15 protein-coding genes are annotated in these 15394 nt (G+C 66.0%); 10 read left to right on the top strand and 5 right to left on the bottom strand.

Going from position 1 to position 15394, the window contains the following annotated elements:
* Nucleotides 1-277: 277 nt before the first annotated feature.
* The gene (gene paaZ / locus TVC13_RS02020) at nucleotides 278-2362 is read left to right on the top strand and encodes a phenylacetic acid degradation bifunctional protein PaaZ (RefSeq protein ID WP_422399574.1); all 2085 of its coding nucleotides are present in this window, start codon (nucleotides 278-280) and stop codon (nucleotides 2360-2362) included.
* 109 nt (nucleotides 2363-2471) lie between these two features.
* Here paaZ and TVC13_RS02025 read toward each other — a convergent pair whose 3' ends face one another.
* From TVC13_RS02025 to TVC13_RS02035, 3 genes are all read right to left on the bottom strand, one after another.
* Nucleotides 2472-3107, bottom strand: a complete 636-nt coding sequence (locus tag TVC13_RS02025; protein ID WP_422399575.1) for a TetR/AcrR family transcriptional regulator — start codon at nucleotides 3105-3107, stop codon at nucleotides 2472-2474.
* A 79-nt stretch (nucleotides 3108-3186) separates the two neighbouring features.
* Nucleotides 3187-4530, bottom strand: coding sequence for a phenylacetate--CoA ligase PaaK (gene paaK / locus TVC13_RS02030; RefSeq protein ID WP_422399576.1), 1344 nt, complete (start codon nucleotides 4528-4530; stop codon nucleotides 3187-3189).
* A 95-nt stretch (nucleotides 4531-4625) separates the two neighbouring features.
* Entirely contained in the window at nucleotides 4626-5102 is a 477-nt protein-coding gene (locus TVC13_RS02035) for a hotdog fold thioesterase (protein WP_422399577.1), read from the bottom strand.
* A gap of 162 nt (nucleotides 5103-5264) precedes the next feature.
* Here TVC13_RS02035 and TVC13_RS02040 point away from each other — a divergent pair, with 162 nt between their 5' ends.
* On the top strand, nucleotides 5265-6035 hold the full coding sequence (locus TVC13_RS02040; RefSeq protein WP_422399578.1) for a DedA family protein: 771 nt from the start codon (nucleotides 5265-5267) through the stop codon (nucleotides 6033-6035).
* A 62-nt stretch (nucleotides 6036-6097) separates the two neighbouring features.
* On the opposite strand, the gene TVC13_RS02045 is transcribed toward TVC13_RS02040, so the two are convergent.
* Both TVC13_RS02045 and TVC13_RS02050 read right to left on the bottom strand, forming a co-directional pair.
* Nucleotides 6098-8281 carry a S9 family peptidase gene (locus TVC13_RS02045; protein ID WP_422399579.1) on the bottom strand — a complete coding sequence of 728 codons (2184 nt, stop codon included), beginning with the start codon at nucleotides 8279-8281 and terminating at the stop codon, nucleotides 6098-6100.
* 134 nt (nucleotides 8282-8415) lie between these two features.
* The gene (locus TVC13_RS02050) at nucleotides 8416-8967 is read right to left on the bottom strand and encodes a hypothetical protein (RefSeq protein ID WP_422399580.1); all 552 of its coding nucleotides are present in this window, start codon (nucleotides 8965-8967) and stop codon (nucleotides 8416-8418) included.
* A gap of 216 nt (nucleotides 8968-9183) precedes the next feature.
* On the opposite strand from TVC13_RS02050, the gene paaA reads away from it, so the two are divergent.
* From paaA to TVC13_RS02090, 8 genes are all read left to right on the top strand, one after another.
* Complete coding sequence (gene paaA, locus TVC13_RS02055) at nucleotides 9184-10167, top strand: 1,2-phenylacetyl-CoA epoxidase subunit PaaA (RefSeq protein WP_422399581.1); 984 nt, start codon at nucleotides 9184-9186, stop codon at nucleotides 10165-10167.
* Between the two features lie 2 nt (nucleotides 10168-10169).
* Nucleotides 10170-10532 (top strand): 1,2-phenylacetyl-CoA epoxidase subunit PaaB, encoded by a 363-nt coding sequence (gene paaB, locus TVC13_RS02060; RefSeq protein WP_325791826.1) that lies wholly within the window; start codon nucleotides 10170-10172, stop codon nucleotides 10530-10532.
* Nucleotides 10529-11347, top strand: coding sequence for a 1,2-phenylacetyl-CoA epoxidase subunit PaaC (gene paaC, locus TVC13_RS02065; RefSeq protein WP_422399582.1), 819 nt, complete (start codon nucleotides 10529-10531; stop codon nucleotides 11345-11347). The genes paaB and paaC overlap by 4 nt, the downstream gene beginning before the upstream one ends.
* A gap of 5 nt (nucleotides 11348-11352) precedes the next feature.
* Entirely contained in the window at nucleotides 11353-11898 is a 546-nt protein-coding gene (paaD, locus tag TVC13_RS02070) for a 1,2-phenylacetyl-CoA epoxidase subunit PaaD (RefSeq protein ID WP_422399583.1), read from the top strand.
* 4 nt (nucleotides 11899-11902) lie between these two features.
* The gene (paaE, locus tag TVC13_RS02075) at nucleotides 11903-13063 is read left to right on the top strand and encodes a 1,2-phenylacetyl-CoA epoxidase subunit PaaE (RefSeq protein WP_422399584.1); all 1161 of its coding nucleotides are present in this window, start codon (nucleotides 11903-11905) and stop codon (nucleotides 13061-13063) included.
* Between the two features lie 14 nt (nucleotides 13064-13077).
* Nucleotides 13078-13872 carry an enoyl-CoA hydratase/isomerase family protein gene (locus tag TVC13_RS02080; RefSeq protein ID WP_422399585.1) on the top strand — a complete coding sequence of 265 codons (795 nt, stop codon included), beginning with the start codon at nucleotides 13078-13080 and terminating at the stop codon, nucleotides 13870-13872.
* A gap of 183 nt (nucleotides 13873-14055) precedes the next feature.
* Nucleotides 14056-14670 carry a hypothetical protein gene (locus tag TVC13_RS02085; protein WP_422399586.1) on the top strand — a complete coding sequence of 205 codons (615 nt, stop codon included), beginning with the start codon at nucleotides 14056-14058 and terminating at the stop codon, nucleotides 14668-14670.
* A 54-nt stretch (nucleotides 14671-14724) separates the two neighbouring features.
* The gene (locus TVC13_RS02090) at nucleotides 14725-15360 is read left to right on the top strand and encodes a copper resistance CopC family protein (protein WP_422399587.1); all 636 of its coding nucleotides are present in this window, start codon (nucleotides 14725-14727) and stop codon (nucleotides 15358-15360) included.
* The last annotated feature ends 34 nt before the right edge of the window (nucleotides 15361-15394 follow it).

Genomic DNA, 15394 nt, shown 5'->3' on the forward strand with positions numbered 1-15394 from the left:
ATGTCCTTGCCTTCCGCCGTCGTGGTCCGCAGTGCAGTGCTGCGTAGCGGACCACGCTAACGGCCGTGCTTCCACGGCGGAACACGAAGGCGGCGCAGCGGCACCCGCAGGCGAAATGTTGAGGACCGGCACACTCCCAGGTGATGTGCCGCACGGCACTCTCATGTAGGCTGGATTCATTACCGACCGTCCGGTCAGTTATCGGCCTGCGCTGCAGCTGCGGCCAGCCGGCCCGGACTGGCAAACGAACGTCCAGTATCGAAAGGGTCCGTCAACGATGACCTCAACCGCCATAGACGTGCAAGTCGTCCCCAGCTTCGTCCAGGACGAATGGTGGACCCCGGAGAACACCTCCGCCAGTTCCACCGAAGTCCGTGATGCCTCCACCGGCGAACTGCTCGCCCTGGTCAGCACCGACGGCCTGGACACCGCTGCCGCCGTCGAGCACGGCCGCACAGTGGGCCACCGCGGACTGGCCGGCCTCACGTTCCACCAGCGAGCCCTGAAGTTGAAGGAACTGGCCCAGTACCTCAACGGCCGCCGTCCCGAACTCTACGAAATCTCCGCCCGCACCGGCGCTACCAAGATCGATTCCCTCGTGGACATTGACGGCGGCATCGGCGTGCTCTTTACCTTCGGCTCCAAGGGCCGGCGCGAACTGCCGAACTCCACCGTTGTGATTGACGGAACCCCGGAGGTCCTGTCCAAGGACGGCTCCTTCATCGGCGAGCACATCTACACGTCCATCCCGGGCGTCGCCGTACAGATCAACGCCTTCAACTTCCCGGTCTGGGGCATGCTGGAGAAGTTCGCTCCGGCCTTCCTCGCCGGTGTTCCCACCATCGTCAAGCCCGCCACCCCCACCGGCTACCTCACCGAAGCCGCCGTGCGCATGATGGTCGAATCCGGCATCCTGCCCGCCGGCTCGCTGCAGCTGATCTCCGGATCCGCGCGTGACCTGCTGGACCACCTCGACTACCGGGACATGGTCTCGTTCACGGGCTCGGCGTCGACCGCCAACAAGCTGAAGAACCACACCAACGTCATCGAAGGCGGCGTACGCTTCACCAGCGAAACCGACTCGCTGAACGCCTCCATCCTGGGCCCGGACGCTGTTCCCGGAACCCCGGAATTCGACGCGTACGTGAAGTCGCTGGTCACCGAAATGACCGTCAAGGCCGGCCAGAAATGCACCTCTATCCGCCGCGCCATCGTGCCCAAGGCCCTGGTGAACGACGTCGTCGCTGCCGCTGCCAAGCGCATCGAAGAGCGCGTTGTGCTCGGCGACCCGCGCGCCGAAGGCGTCACCATGGGTGCCCTGGCCTCGGTTGAGCAGCGCGACGGCGTCCGCTCTTCCGTCCAGACGTTCCTGGATGCCGGCGCCAAGATCGCGTTCGGCAGCCTGGATGCCCCGGAAACGGTACAGGCTGACGGCAGCCGCGGCGTCGTTGAAGACGGTGCCTTTATGGCACCGGTGCTGCTCACCTGGGACGATCCCAACGCTGAGGCACTGCACTCGGTTGAAGCGTTCGGTCCGGTTTCCTCCGTGGTCGGCTACGAAGACACGGCCGACGCCGTGCGGCTGGCTGCCCTGGGCGGCGGCTCGCTGGTTGCCACCGTCTGCAGCAACGACCCGTCAACGGTCCGCGAAGTTGTTACCGGCATCGCCGGCCACCACGGCCGTGTGCACGTGCTGAACCGGGAAACCGCCCGCACCTCCACCGGCCACGGCTCGCCCGTCCCGCACCTGGTCCACGGCGGACCCGGCCGTGCCGGCGGCGGCGAGGAACTCGGCGGCATCCGCGCCGTCAAGCACCACATGCAGCGCACCGCCATCCAGGGCTCGCCCAACATGCTCACCGCCATCACCGGCGTCTGGCACACCGGCGCAGACCAGAACTTCGACGAAACCCACCCGTTCCGCAAGGACCTCGCCACGCTGAAGATCGGCGACGCGATGGCCTCGGAGCTGCGCGAGGTCACCCTCGAAGACATCACCGCGTTCGCAAACAGCACCGGCGACACGTTTTACGCGCACACTAACCAGGAAGCTGCCGAGGCGAACCCGTTCTTCCCGGGCATCGTGGCGCACGGCTACCTGCTGCTCTCCTGGGGCGCCGGACTGTTCGTCGAGCCCGCCCCGGGGCCGGTACTGGCTAACTACGGACTGGAAAACCTGCGCTTCATCACTCCGGTGGCCGCGGGTGACTCCATCCGTGTGACGCTGACGGCAAAGCGCATCACCCCGCGTGAGACCGACGAGTACGGAGAGGTTGCCTGGGACGCCGTCCTGCACAACCAGAACGACGAGATCGTGGCCACCTACGACGTGCTCACCCTCGTGGAGAAGAAGCGCGCCTAGCCTCCTTCACCCATATACATCGAGAGGCCAGTTACGGCTTGTTTGGAGCACCAAACGGGCCGTAACTGGCCTCTCGATGTAGGGGGAGATCCAGATACCGAGAACGGGATCAGGGCTTGCCGTGCAGGCCGTCGAACATCATTGAAATGATGTCGTCGGCGAGCTTCTCCGCGCTCAGCGAGCCGCCGGGCTTGTACCACTCAACGATCGAGTTGATTGTTCCGAACAGCAGGCGGGTAGTGGTCCGGGGATCGATGTCGCTGCGCAGGGAGCCTTCGGAGCGGGCGGCGTCTACGAGTTCCGCCACGCGGCGGTCGAACTGGCGGCGGCGCTCCATGGCGTCGCGCTCGACTTCAGTGTTGCCCCGCAGCCGCAGGAGCAAGGTGACGAAGGGCAGCCGCTCGGTCAGGACTTTGATGGTGCCCCGGAGCACGAACTCCAGCCGGGCATCGGCCGGTCCGGACGAAGCTTGCGGGTCGTCCAGCACGCCTTCAAGGCCGCCCAGCGCGTTCTCGAGCGCAAGGCGCAGCAGGTCACCCTTGGACGGAACGTGGTGATAGATCGCGGACTTGGTGATGCCCAGGTTCTCCGCGAGGATGCCCATCGACGTAGCTTCGTACCCGTGACGGTTAAACACGTCAACGGCGATGTTCAGCACGGTCTGCTGGTCGTAGCCGGGCCGCCCCCTGCGGGTGCCGTTGGCGCCGGAGGGAGAGGAAGTCGCGGAACTCGTTGGACTAGGCATCTGAATATTTTCGCATGAACGTTCGGGGTGGGGGGGGGCGCCCCCTCCCCCCCCGCACACCCGAACGATCATCACGGCCCTAGGCCGGCTTGTTCTCCTGCTTGCGCAGGTCATAGATGCGGCGCAGCTTGCCGCTGGAGCGTGCGAGGGAGCCGGGCTCCACAACGTGGATGGCGCAGGAGGAACCGATGTGGATCTTGATCTGGTTCTTCAGCTCGGCGGCTGCCTTGCTGCACTCGTCGGCGGAGGATTCAGCGCGGCGCTCGATCTTCACCGCCAGCTCGTCCATGCGGTCCGGGCGGGTGATCTCGAGCTGGAAGTGCGGGCTCAGGGCCGGAATCCGCAGCGCGATTTCCTCGATCTGGCTCGGGAAAAGGTTCACGCCGCGCAGGATGATCATGTCATCGTTGCGGCCCGTGATGCGGCCCATGCGGCGCATGCCCGGACGTGCCGTGCCCGGCAGCAGACGAGTCAGGTCGTGGGTCCGGTAACGGATGATCGGCAGCGCTTCCTTGGTCAGGGAAGTGAAGACCAGTTCACCGTGCTCGCCGTCGTCAAGGACCTTGGTGTCATCGAACGGGTCGATGATCTCCGGACGGAAGTGGTCCTCCCAGATGTGGGCGCCGTCCTTGGTTTCAACGCATTCGCCGGCCACACCCGGGCCCATGACCTCGGAGAGGCCATAGATGTCACAGGCGTCGATGTCCATCATCTGCTCCAGCTCATGCCGCATTTCCTCGGTCCACGGCTCGGCGCCCAGGACGGCGTTCTTCAGCGAGGTGGAGCGGGGATCAATACCCGCGCGCTTCATGGCATCGGCGATGGTCAGCAGGTAGGTGGGAGTCGCCAGGATGGTGTCCGGCTGGAAGTCCTGGATCAGCTGGATCTGGCGTTCGGTCTGGCCGCCGGACATCGGAATGACCGTGCAGCCCAGCTTTTCGGCGCCGAAGTGGGCGCCCAGGCCGCCGGTGAAGAGGCCGTAGCCGTAGGCGTTGTGGACCTTGTAGTTGGACTTCACGCCGGAGGCACGCAGTGAGCGGGCCACCAGGGTGCCCCAGCGGTCAAGGTCGCCTTTGGTGTAGCCGACCACGGTGGGGCGGCCGGTGGTGCCGGAAGAGGCGTGGATGCGGGAGACCTGGTCCATCGGCACGGCGAACATGCCAAACGGGTAGCTCTGGCGCAGGTCTTCCTTGGTGGTGTACGGGAACTTGGCCAGGTCCGAGAGTTCCTTGAGATCGTCCGGGTGGACGCCGGCGTCGTCGAACTTCTTCGTGTACAGCGGTACGCGGTCATAGGCGTAGCGGACCGTCTCCTGGAGGCGGGTGAGCTGCAGGGCCTCGATCTGGTCCCGGCTCATGAGCTCCTCGGCGTCGAGGGTGGCGGGATCTGCTGCGGTGGCCTTGATTGCGGAGGCGGTATTCATTGCGTAGAACCTTCGGGGGAGAGGGGTGGGGCTTGATTGTGCAGTGTTGGGAAGGAAAACGAAAGGGCGGATCCGGCTGGAGAACGGCTGACCTTTTAGGACCGGCGGGCGGGATTGGGAATGGTTCGTGAGCGGCCCCTGAATTCAGCGATGACGCGGGTGGCACCGTCCGGGGACTCGGCGGTGACTTCAATGTCATACACGCCGCTGCGGCCTGCCGCTGCACGGCGGCTGGCCTCTGCCCGCAGCTTGTCCCCGGCACGGGCTGAGGAGATGAAGTTGATATCGGCGCCGGATGCCACGGTGATGGTGTCCATGTTGGCCAGGGAGTCGGCGCCGGACGGGTTGCAGGCGAGGGCAAAAGCGGTGTCTGCGAAGGCGAAGACCATGCCGCCGTGGGCGATCGAAAAACCGTTGAGCATCTCTGGCCGCAGGTCCATGGTGATCACGGCGTAGCCGTCAGCCAGGTCCTGCACCGATATGCCAAGCCATTCGGACGTGGCGTCGTGCTCAAGGATGGGATGTGCCAGGCGCTTTTCGCGGACCGGGGCAGTGACACCGGAGTCTGCCATGGGAACCCTCTCTTTTCTTTACCGAATGTTCATTAGGTAATCCTGTGAGCGTTATCACTGTCAAGTTGAAGCAGGGGGCGCGGCGCTGTGTGACGCCCGTCCAGCCGCGTAACAAGACGGCTCTCCCAGCCTGCACGGAGGCCCATGGTCTAACCTATTGGAGTGATCTTTGCCACAGCAGCGCCGGGCGCGCTGCAGCCCAAGTCCTCCCTCTTGCCGGAATGGCTGGATCCCCAGGTCTTCCTTTCCGACCCGGCCATAGGCCCATGGGTGGTGCTGCTGATCTGCGGAATCGTCTTTGTGGAGACCGGGCTGCTCATCGGCTTTTTCCTGCCGGGGGACTCCCTGCTCTTTACCGCAGGCCTCCTTGTTGCCACCGGAGCCGTGCAGATCAACATCTGGGTGCTGATCCTGCTGATCGCCCTGTGCGCCTTCGCCGGCGACCAGCTCGGGTATTTCATCGGCCGCAAGGCCGGGCCGGTGGTCTTTAACAGACCCGAATCCAGGTTCTTCCACCAGGAGAACGTGGACCGTGCCGAGACCTTCTTCGCCCGCCACGGGGGCAAAGCCGTGGTGCTGGCCCGCTTCATCCCGGTGATCCGCACGTTTACCCCGGTAGTGGCAGGCGTCGGCCGGATGCACTATGCCACCTTCATTGCCTACAACGCGATCGGCGGTGTGGTCTGGGCGCTGAGTGTCACGATGCTCGGCTACATCCTGGGGGACCGCGTCCCGTTTGTGCGGGACAACCTGGACCTGATTTTCCTGGGTGTCATCGGCCTGACCCTCATCTTTGTTCTCGCGGGACTGTTCCGGCCCGGCCGCCGCACGCAGCGATCGGCGAAGCCAAAAGACGTGCCGGAGCAGAAGGGCGTGCGGAAGCCGCGGCCAATGCCCCGCCCCCGGCCGGAAGCAGCCGCCGGAGAGGACTAAAAAGGACGGAAGCCGGGCACCCCCAGGGGCACCCGGCTTCCGCCGTCGTTATTGGCTGCTGGCTACCGCGCCGCAGCCGCCGGCGAGCTGACGCCGGGAAGCAGGTCCCGGGCATCCAGTGCGGAGAGCACAAAAGCGTAATCCCAGGCGCGGTCCTTCCAGGCCTCATAGCGGCCGGAGGCACCGCCGTGGCCGCCGTCCATTTCGATCTTCAGAACGATCGGCTCGGTACCGGTGGTCGTTTCGCGCAGCTTGGCCACCCACTTGGCCGGCTCCACGTAGAGCACCCGGGTGTCGTTGAAGCTGGTGACAGCCGCGATTCGCGGGTAATCGACGGGGCGCACGTTCTCATACGGGCTGTACTCGCTCATGTAGCGGTACACCTCGGGGTCGGTGATGGGGTTTCCCCATTCCTCCCACTCCAGGGCTGACAGCGGCAGGTTGGGATCCAGGATGCTGGTCAGCGCGTCAACGAACGGGACCTGGGCCACGATTGCCCGGTACTTTTCCGGAGCCAGGTTCGCGACGGCGCCCATCAGCAGCCCGCCGGCAGAGCCGCCCATGGCCGCAATCCGTGCCGGATCAACCCAGCCCGACGCCGCCATGTGGTCAGTCGCCGCCACAAAGTCGGTGAAGGTGTTCTTCTTGTTCAGCTTCTTGCCCTGGTCGTACCAGGCCCGGCCCATTTCTCCGCCGCCGCGGATGTGCGCCACTACAAAGATGACACCGCGGTCCAGCAGGGAGAGCCGGGAAATGTTGAACGCCGGGTCCATGGAGATTTCGTAGCTGCCGTAGGCGTAGACCAGTGCGGGATTTGACCCGTCGCGGGTTACTTCGGCCCGGCGCAGCACGGAGAGCGGAATCCGGGTGCCGTCGGGCGCCGTCGCCCAGTCGCGTTCGGCCACGTACTGGGCGGGATCGTAGCCGCCGCGTACCGGGGTTTCCCGGCGCAGCTGGAGCTCACCGGTGGCCAGCACGTAGTCGTAGACCCGCGGCGGGGTCAGGTAGGAGGTGTAGCTCAGCCGGATGATCGGAGAATCGTACTCGGCGTTGGTCAGGCCTGCGGTGTAAAGCTCCTCGTCAAAGGCAGGCTCAGCGGGCGCCGCCTGCGCCGCGGTGCCGATCCCGGCCAGCGGCAGGATCTGCACGCGCTCGGTGGTGTCCTTGCGGACCGAAACCAGGATGTGCGTGGAGGTGACGGACACGCCGTTGACCCGAACGGCGTCGTCGTGCGCCACCACCGTCTGCCACTGCTGCTCGGCCAGCGGCTTGGCGAACTCAGCCTCCGCGACCAGGGAAACCATTGAGTTCAGGGCGTTCCTGTTATGGGTGATCAGGTACAGGCGCTCACCGTCGCGGGTGAACGGTTCTGCTTCATAGAGGATCCGCTCGCTGCGCGGAATCAGGGTCCGCACGGTGTCCGCGGCATCGTCGAAATCCATCACCCGGTACTCGCTGTACTCGGAGCAGCTGATGCCGATCAGCAGCTGCTTCCGGTCTGCGGAGAGGTCGAAGCCCGTCCACATGGCGACGTCGTCTTCCTGGTAAATCACGGTGTCTTCACGGACGTCCGTGCCCAGGGTGTGTGCCTTGATCTGGTACGGGCGCCAGGAATCGTCGACGACGGTGTAGAAGACGCGCGTGCCGTCCGGGGAGAAGGCGAGAGAGTAGAAGACGTTGGATACGACGTCGGGCAGCAGTTCCCCGGTGCGCAGGTCCTTGATCCGCAGGGTGAAGCGCTCATCTCCGGCGTTGTCCTCGCAGTAGGCCAGCAGGTTGCCGTCCTCGGTGACGGCCAGGCCGCCGAGCGAGAAGAAGGGTTTGCCTTCCGCCTCGGTATTGCCGTCAATCAGGATCTGTTCCCCGGGGACGGGAACGCCCGGTTCGACGACGGGAGGCGTCCAGTCCGCATGCAGGTCGCCGGTGTCCTGGGCGGCGGTCCGGCAGTGGATCGAGTACTGCTGACCTTCCTCGGTGCGTGTGTAGTACCACCAGCCGCGCTTGCGGGCCGGAACGGAAAGGTCGGTTTCAACGGTGCGGGCCTTGATCTCGTCGAAGATCTGCTGCCGCAGCGGTTCCTGGTCCGCAGTGACGGCCTCGGTGTAGGCGTTCTCCGCGTTGAGGTGTTCTACCACCTCCGGGTTTTCCTTCTCCCGCAGCCACTCGTAGTCATCGGTGAACGTTTCACCGTGGTGGGTGCGTTCGACGGGGACTTTTTTCGCGGCCGGGGGAGTGGGTGTAGTCATGTCCCGAATATATCGAGCCGGCCAACGGCCCGCGACGGGCAGCACCGCCTTTATGCTTGCGGCGGAGCGGGCGCGCCGCGTGCCGCGCGCCGTGCGCCGGGCGCGTGCGCCGTTCGGCTGGAAGAGGCGGCGAGCTAGCGCCCCAGCAGGATCCAGCCGCTGAACATGCCAGCCGCAGCGAAGAACACCCAGTTGGCCAGCACCAGCACCAATGTGTGGGTGAACGGCCGGTGCACGCCACCCGCTGGCTGGCCGGGTTTCTCAGCGGCCGGGCCGCGGCGGAACTGGGACCACAGGGAAGTGGCCAGCAGCAGCCCGCCGCCGGCCGCGGCGACCGGAAAGGCGGGAAGGGCGAGGACCACGGTGCCGCCCACTGTCCAGAACAGAAGGAAATGCAAAAGCACGACAGCGGCGATGAGGGCGAGCGGACGGCCGGCCCTGCCGGCAAGCAGCACCGACAGGTAGCGCGGCGCGGCTCCCGCGGCGATCAGGAGGGTCAGCACCACGGCCAGGCCGCTGGCTGTGATTCCCAGGACACCGCCGGTGGATGCCACGGCCGCGGCAACGGCGCAGAATCCCAGCAGTCCCAGCAGGATGGGCACCAGCAGGTGCGCGGCGAGCCCCGGCGCGGAGGTTCCCAGGCCCGGCCGTGTCCGGGTGCTCTCGGGTGAACCGCTGCCTGCCATGCTGTGTTTCCTCCCTGCCGGGTCCGATAGATCAAAGGTATCCGCTGGTCCGGCGTGAAGCCGCCGCGGGACCGGCGCAACGCACGCGTAAACAGCGTTCCCGCCTTGACGTGCGATCGCTCACACGCATATCCTGAACGAACGGTCGGTAATTATTGGCCGAACGACTTCCGCGGAGCTGTCCGCGGCCCCGTGGAAAACAGTGAGGTGACATCTATGGCTACGCAGACAGAGTTGTACGCAGTCCCGGCCCAGCAGGATGATGACGCAGCCGGACAGGCGGCATTCGATGCGATCATCGCCGACGATTCTCGGATCGAACCGCGTGACTGGATGCCGGAAGGCTATCGGAAGACGCTGGTCCGCCAGGTCTCCCAGCACGCACACTCCGAGATCATCGGCATGCAGCCCGAAGCCAACTGGATCACGCGCGCACCCTCACTGAAGCGCAAGGCCATCCTCCTGGCCAAGGTCCAGGACGAAGCAGGCCACGGGCTTTACCTCTACTCCGCCGCCGAGACCCTCGGCACCCCGCGCGAGAAGATGACCGAAGACCTGATCGCCGGCAAGGCCCGCTACTCCAGCATCTTCAACTACCCCACCCGCAGCTGGGCTGACATGGGTGCAATCGGCTGGCTCGTTGACGGTGCCGCCATCTGCAACCAGGTGCCGCTCTGCCGAGCCTCCTACGGGCCCTACGGCCGTGCCATGGTCCGCATCTGCAAGGAAGAGTCCTTCCACCAGCGCCAGGGCTTCGAGATCCTGCTCGAACTCGCCAATGGCACCGAGGCGCAGAAGCAGATGGCCCAGGACGCCATCAACCGCTGGTACGCACCCGCCCTGATGATGTTCGGCCCGCCGGATGACGATTCCCCCAATTCCCGCCAGTCCATGGCGTGGAACATCAAGCGCTTCTCCAATGACGAACTGCGCCAGCGCTTCGTCGGCATGATCTACGAGCAGGTAAAGGTCCTTGGCCTGACCCTCCCCGATGACCAGATCCGGTTCAACGAAGAAACCGGCAAATGGGAGCACGGACCGCTGGACTGGAACGAGTTCAAGGAAGTCCTCGCCGGACGCGGCCCGTGCAACTCGCAGCGGCTCGCCCGCCGCCGCGAAGCACACGAAGACGGCGCCTGGGTGCGCGAAGCAGCAGCCGCATACGCGGCAAAGCAGGCACGAAAGACAGAGGTGGCATAAGCATGGTTTCCGGTTCGACAACGGGCGACGACGGCACCAAGACGGCGGCAACGTCCGGCTCGGTAGCTCCTGACACGGGCGTCAACGCGGCCTGGCCGCTGTGGGAAGTATTCGTCCGCTCCTCCCGCGGGCTCTCCCACGTCCACGCGGGTTCGCTGCATGCGCCCGACGCCGACATGGCAGTGCGCAACGCACGCGACCTTTACACCCGGCGCAACGAAGGCGTTTCACTCTGGGTGGTTCCGGCCGAGGCGATCATCTCTTCCGACCCCGACGCCAAGGGCCAGTTCTTCGAGTCCCCGCAGGGCAAGGACTACCGGCACGCCACGTACTACCGCAAGTCTGAAGGGGTGAAGCACCTGTGAACACGGACAGCGCCACCCGCATCACCCCGGGCAACGCCCTCCGTCCGGAGGACATCGCAGCCTCTGACGCCAAGGCCCCCGAGGCCGTCGCGGAGTACGCGCTGCGTCTGGGCGACGACGCACTGATCCTGGCCCAGCGCCTGGGCTGGTGGGTTGCCCGTGCACCGGAACTGGAAGAGGACATTGCCCTCTCCAATATCGCCCTGGACCTGATCGGCCATGCCCGGTCCTTCCTCACTTACGCCGGCACTGCCTGGGATAAGACCGAGGATGACCTGGCCTACTGGCGCGGCGAAGAAGAATACCGTTCCGCCCACATTGTGGAGCAGGAAAACGGCGACTTCGCCAAGACGATCGCCCGCCAGCTGGTGGTCTCCTTCTTCCAGTACGAGCTCTACACCGCCATGCTCTCCTCCAAGGATGAGACCCTGGCGGCCATCGCAGCCAAGGCGGTCAAGGAAGTTGACTACCACCGCGACCACAGCGCCCAGTGGGTGCTGCGCCTGGGCCAGGGCACCGAGGAATCACGCACCCGCATGATCCGCGCCCTGGAACTCATCTGGCCGTACGTCGGCGAGCTGTTCGAGGACGATGACCTGGTTCGCTCCCTCGAGGGAATCGCCGTCCTGCCCTCCACACTGCGGGCAGCCTTCGACGAAAAGGTCGGCGCCGTGCTGGCTGAGGCCGAGCTGACGGCTCCCGAGGTGCAGCCCGCGCCGGGCGGCGGACGCCGCGGCGCGCACAGCGAATACCTCGGCTACATCCTGGCTGAGCTCCAGGTCCTGGCCCGCCAGCACCCCGGCGCAACCTGGTAACAGCGATGAACGAGACTGAGGCAGCACCCGCCGCCGACGCCGCAGCCAGCACGCAGCTGCGTCCCACGGACCCCGCCGCAGCGGCCGCCTGGGACGTCGCCGCAACAGTCTGCGACCCGGAAATCCCGGTCCTGACCATTGAGGACCTGGGCGTTCTGCGGGCCGTTCAGGTGCAGCAGGACAACTCGGTGCGGGTGGCCATCACCCCCACCTACTCCGGCTGCCCCGCCATGGACGCCATCCGCGACGACGTCACCGCCGCGCTCCGTGCCGCCGGCTACGGCCAGGTCCGGGTGGACCTGGTCCTGGCCCCGGCCTGGACCACGGACTGGATGAGCGAATCCGGCAAGACCAAGCTCAACGAGTACGGCATCGCCCCGCCCACCGGCCGGGCAGCTGCCGGCCCCGTCCGGCTTGGCCTGAGCGTCAAGTGCCCCCAGTGCTCCTCACTCAACACGCGTGAAATGACACGCTTTGGCTCTACTTCCTGCAAGGCGCTGTACGTCTGCCGCGACTGCCAGGAACCCTTCGACTACTTCAAGGTGCTCTAAAACCATGACAACCTCCACCACCGAGGCAGGCGCAGCCCCCGCCTCGCGCCGCACCGCCTTCCACCCGCTGACGGTCAGTGCTGTCCGCCGGCTCACCGAAGACGCCATCGAAGTCACCTTCGCGGTCCCCGAAGAACTGACCGGTTCCTTCGACTACCTGCCCGGCCAGTACGTGGCCCTGCGCACCACGCTGGACGGCACCGAGATCCGCCGCAGCTACTCCATCTGCGCCGAGCCCAAGCCTGGAGAAATCCGCGTTGCCATCAAGCGCGACCTCGGCGGCAGGTTCTCCACCTGGGCAAACGAAAACCTGAAGGCAGGCGACGTCCTGGACGTCATGAGCCCCACCGGCGGTTTCATCTCCAAGCACCCCATGACGGCGCTGAACCACCCCGAGGAGATTAACGTCAGCGACGAGAACGTGTTCGTCGCCGTCGCCGCCGGGTCCGGCATCACCCCGGTGATCTCGATTGCCCGCACCGTGCTGGCAGCCTCCGAGAACGTTCGTTTTGACCTGGTCTACGCCAACAAGGCGGCCATGGACGTGATGTTCCTCGAGGAACTGGCAGACCTGAAGGACAAGTACCCGGCGCGGTTCGCCCTGCATCACGTGCTCTCCCGCGAACAGCGCATCTCCCCGCTGCTCTCCGGCCGGATCGACTCGGAGAAGCTCTCCGCCCTGATCGAATCCGTGCTGCCTACCCGCGACGTGGACGAATGGTTCCTCTGCGGCCCGTTCGAACTGGTGCAGCTGTGCCGCGACACCTTGGCCGAGCGCGGTGTTGACTCGGAGAAGGTCCGCTTTGAACTCTTCACCACCGGCCAGCCCGGAAAGCCGGAAGGCCAGATCGGCCGTCCGATCCAGGTGGACCCCTCGGCAGACAACTTCGAGATCAGCTTCCGGCTGGACGGGCTGCAGGGCAAGGTTGCCAGCCCCACCCACGCCCGCGAATCGATCCTGAACGCCGCGCTGCGCGTGCGCCCGGACGTTCCGTTCGCCTGCGCCGGCGGCGTGTGCGGCACCTGCCGCGCGAAGGTCGTCTCCGGAACCGTGGAGATGGAAGAAAACTACGCGCTGGAACCGGATGAAATCGAAAAGGGCTACATCCTGACCTGCCAGAGCCGCCCCACCAGTCCCGAAGTCACTGTCGACTACGACGCCTAGGAGCCAAGCCACCGATGAGCGAGCAGAAAACCACGAAGTCCATGGTTGAACTGAACATTGACGGCGGCGTCGCCGAGGTTGTCCTCAACGCCCCGCACAAGCTCAATTCGCTGGACGAGCAGGCACTGGCAGATCTCTACAAGGCGTACGACGACGCGGAAGCCGCCGGAGTGCGGGCGCTGCTGCTGCGCGGCGAGGGCCGGGCGTTCTGCGCCGGACGGGACATCTCCGCCGTCGTACCCGCGGACGACGACGCCTACGCCTACCTGGGCGATCTGGTCACCCCGCTGCTGAAGAAGATGGCGGCCTTCCCGGCACCGACGTTCGCGGCCGCGCAGGGCGCCAGCCTCGGCGTCGGACTGGGCCTGCTTGTAGCCACCGATGTGGTTTACGTGGCTGAGAACGCCAAGATCGGTTCTCCGTTCGCGAACCTCGGCGCCACCCTGGATTCGGGCGGGCACTGGCTGTTCACCGAACGGCTCGGCGCGCACCGCACGCTGGACCTGATTTACACGGCGGATCTGATGAGCGGGGCCGAAGCCGTGAGGTCCGGGCTGTTCAGCCGGGCTTTCCCCGCGGACGACCTGCTGGAAACCACGCGGGAGACTGTGGCCCGGGTCGCCTCCGGTGCCACCGAAGCGTTCCGGGCATCGAAGGAACTGGTTGCCCAGATCCGCGACGCCCGCCTGGGCCTGTGGGATTCCATCGAGGATGAGAACAAGGCCCAGGGTGTGCTCTGCGGCACCGAAGACTATGCCGAAGGCTTCGCCGCCTTCAAGGAAAAGCGCAAGCCCGAGTTTAAGGGCTAGCTTTCCCCTTCCCGTCTTCAACCCGCCGAAAGGCCAGTTGCGGCTCTTTTCACGCGTCATAGGAGCCGTAACTGGCCTTTCGGCGGTAATGGCGGAGTGGGTATTCGACACGGCGTCGAAACTTCGGGAGAATTACAGGGCCGGATGCGACCCCGCCCGGTACACGGTGCCTGAGGAGGACCGATGACAGCGCGTGCCGTACGCTTGGTGCGCGGCTGGGCCGGAGCATTCGCGGCCACGGCCGTGGCTGCTGCGTCGCACGTGCTTGGCGGCGGTGCCGCTCCCGAACCGGCCCTCGTACTGTTCTGCCTGGCAGTCTCCGGGATGGTCAGCTGCCTCCTCGCCGGACGCGGTCTTTCTCTTCCCCGGCTCAGCACCGCCGTAGTGTTCAGCCAGGGCCTGTTCCACCTCATCTTCAGTTTCGGCTCTGCCCCGGCAGCAGTCGGTGAGCACACCGCCCACGCCCATCATGCGGCGTCTTCCCTGGCAGAGGCCGGCACCGCGGCAGCGGCCGCTTCAACCGCGGCACCTGCGCACGGCCTGGCGATGTGGCTCAGCCACGCGCTGGCCGCAGCCGCAACGGTGTGGATCATTGCCCACGGCGAACGGACGCTGGGCCGGCTCGTCGAGGCTCTCGGCGTCCGGCCCGGCGCACTGCTGCCGCTGTTCCGGCCCGCGCACCTTCCCCGGCCCGTCGCTGCAGTCCTGGCCGTGCGGCCGCTCGGGCTGCGCAACCTCGGCATTCCCCTTCTGACGCTCCGGCACCGGGGCCCACCTGCTGCATTCGTGTCCAGCTAGGCGCACCCGCGCACCCACACGAATCCCAGTTCCTACCCGGAACGGAAAGCAGCTATGCCTACCACCTTTTACCGCCAGGCCCGCACACGTGCCTCGCTCCTTGCCGCAGCTCTCCTCGCAGCCTTCGCTGCGGTTATCTTCCTTGCAGCACCGGCACACGCGCACGATGAACTTGTGTCCTCCAACCCGGCGGACGGCGCTGTCCTGGACACCGCTCCTTCCGAAATCGAACTGGTCTTCAGCTCGGAACTCATGGACCTGGGCAACCAGGTCATCGTCGAGGACGCTGCCGGGACCAACCTGGCTGAGTCCGAGCCGGTGCTGACCCGGGAGACCCTGGTGCAGGCTGTGCCCGCCCTCGGCGCCGGCGAATACAAGGTCAACTGGCGCGCAGTGTCCGGCGACGGACACCCCATCACCGGCACTTTCAGCTTCACCGTGAACGCTCCGGCAGGTGCGGAGGAAACCCCCGCACCGGCGGTCTCTGAATCTGCCGCCAGCCCGGCAGCCAGTGAGCCCGCTCCCAGCGCTTCCGCAGATCCGGCAGAGGCAGAACCGGCAGCGGAGGAGTCCGGTGTGGCATCCCACCTGCCGTGGGCCCTCGCCGGTGCCGGCGTAGGAGCAGCTGCAGCCCTCGCAGCCTGGGCAATCGTGGTCCAGGTGAAGAAGCGCCGCGGTACCAGCGCCTAACCAAAACTGCCGCCACACGGCAATTCCTGCGGGG

Origin of the sequence: Arthrobacter sp. 3Tela_A (genome assembly GCF_049311025.1) — a bacterium.
GTDB lineage: Bacteria > Actinomycetota > Actinomycetes > Actinomycetales > Micrococcaceae > Arthrobacter_B.

What these genes read in the sequence shown, in the direction of transcription:
- paaZ (WP_422399574.1), top strand. Translation starts at nt 278, where the DNA reads ATGACCTCAACCGCCATAGACGTGCAAGTCGTCCCCAGCTTCGTCCAG.
- TVC13_RS02025 (WP_422399575.1), bottom strand. Translation starts at nt 3,107, where the DNA reads ATGCCTAGTCCAACGAGTTCCGCGACTTCCTCTCCCTCCGGCGCCAAC.
- paaK (WP_422399576.1), bottom strand. Translation starts at nt 4,530, where the DNA reads ATGAATACCGCCTCCGCAATCAAGGCCACCGCAGCAGATCCCGCCACC.
- TVC13_RS02035 (WP_422399577.1), bottom strand. Translation starts at nt 5,102, where the DNA reads ATGGCAGACTCCGGTGTCACTGCCCCGGTCCGCGAAAAGCGCCTGGCA.
- TVC13_RS02045 (WP_422399579.1), bottom strand. Translation starts at nt 8,281, where the DNA reads ATGACTACACCCACTCCCCCGGCCGCGAAAAAAGTCCCCGTCGAACGC.
- TVC13_RS02050 (WP_422399580.1), bottom strand. Translation starts at nt 8,967, where the DNA reads ATGGCAGGCAGCGGTTCACCCGAGAGCACCCGGACACGGCCGGGCCTG.
- paaA (WP_422399581.1), top strand. Translation starts at nt 9,184, where the DNA reads ATGGCTACGCAGACAGAGTTGTACGCAGTCCCGGCCCAGCAGGATGAT.
- paaB (WP_325791826.1), top strand. Translation starts at nt 10,170, where the DNA reads ATGGTTTCCGGTTCGACAACGGGCGACGACGGCACCAAGACGGCGGCA.
- paaD (WP_422399583.1), top strand. Translation starts at nt 11,353, where the DNA reads ATGAACGAGACTGAGGCAGCACCCGCCGCCGACGCCGCAGCCAGCACG.
- paaE (WP_422399584.1), top strand. Translation starts at nt 11,903, where the DNA reads ATGACAACCTCCACCACCGAGGCAGGCGCAGCCCCCGCCTCGCGCCGC.
- TVC13_RS02080 (WP_422399585.1), top strand. Translation starts at nt 13,078, where the DNA reads ATGAGCGAGCAGAAAACCACGAAGTCCATGGTTGAACTGAACATTGAC.
- TVC13_RS02085 (WP_422399586.1), top strand. Translation starts at nt 14,056, where the DNA reads ATGACAGCGCGTGCCGTACGCTTGGTGCGCGGCTGGGCCGGAGCATTC.
- TVC13_RS02090 (WP_422399587.1), top strand. Translation starts at nt 14,725, where the DNA reads ATGCCTACCACCTTTTACCGCCAGGCCCGCACACGTGCCTCGCTCCTT.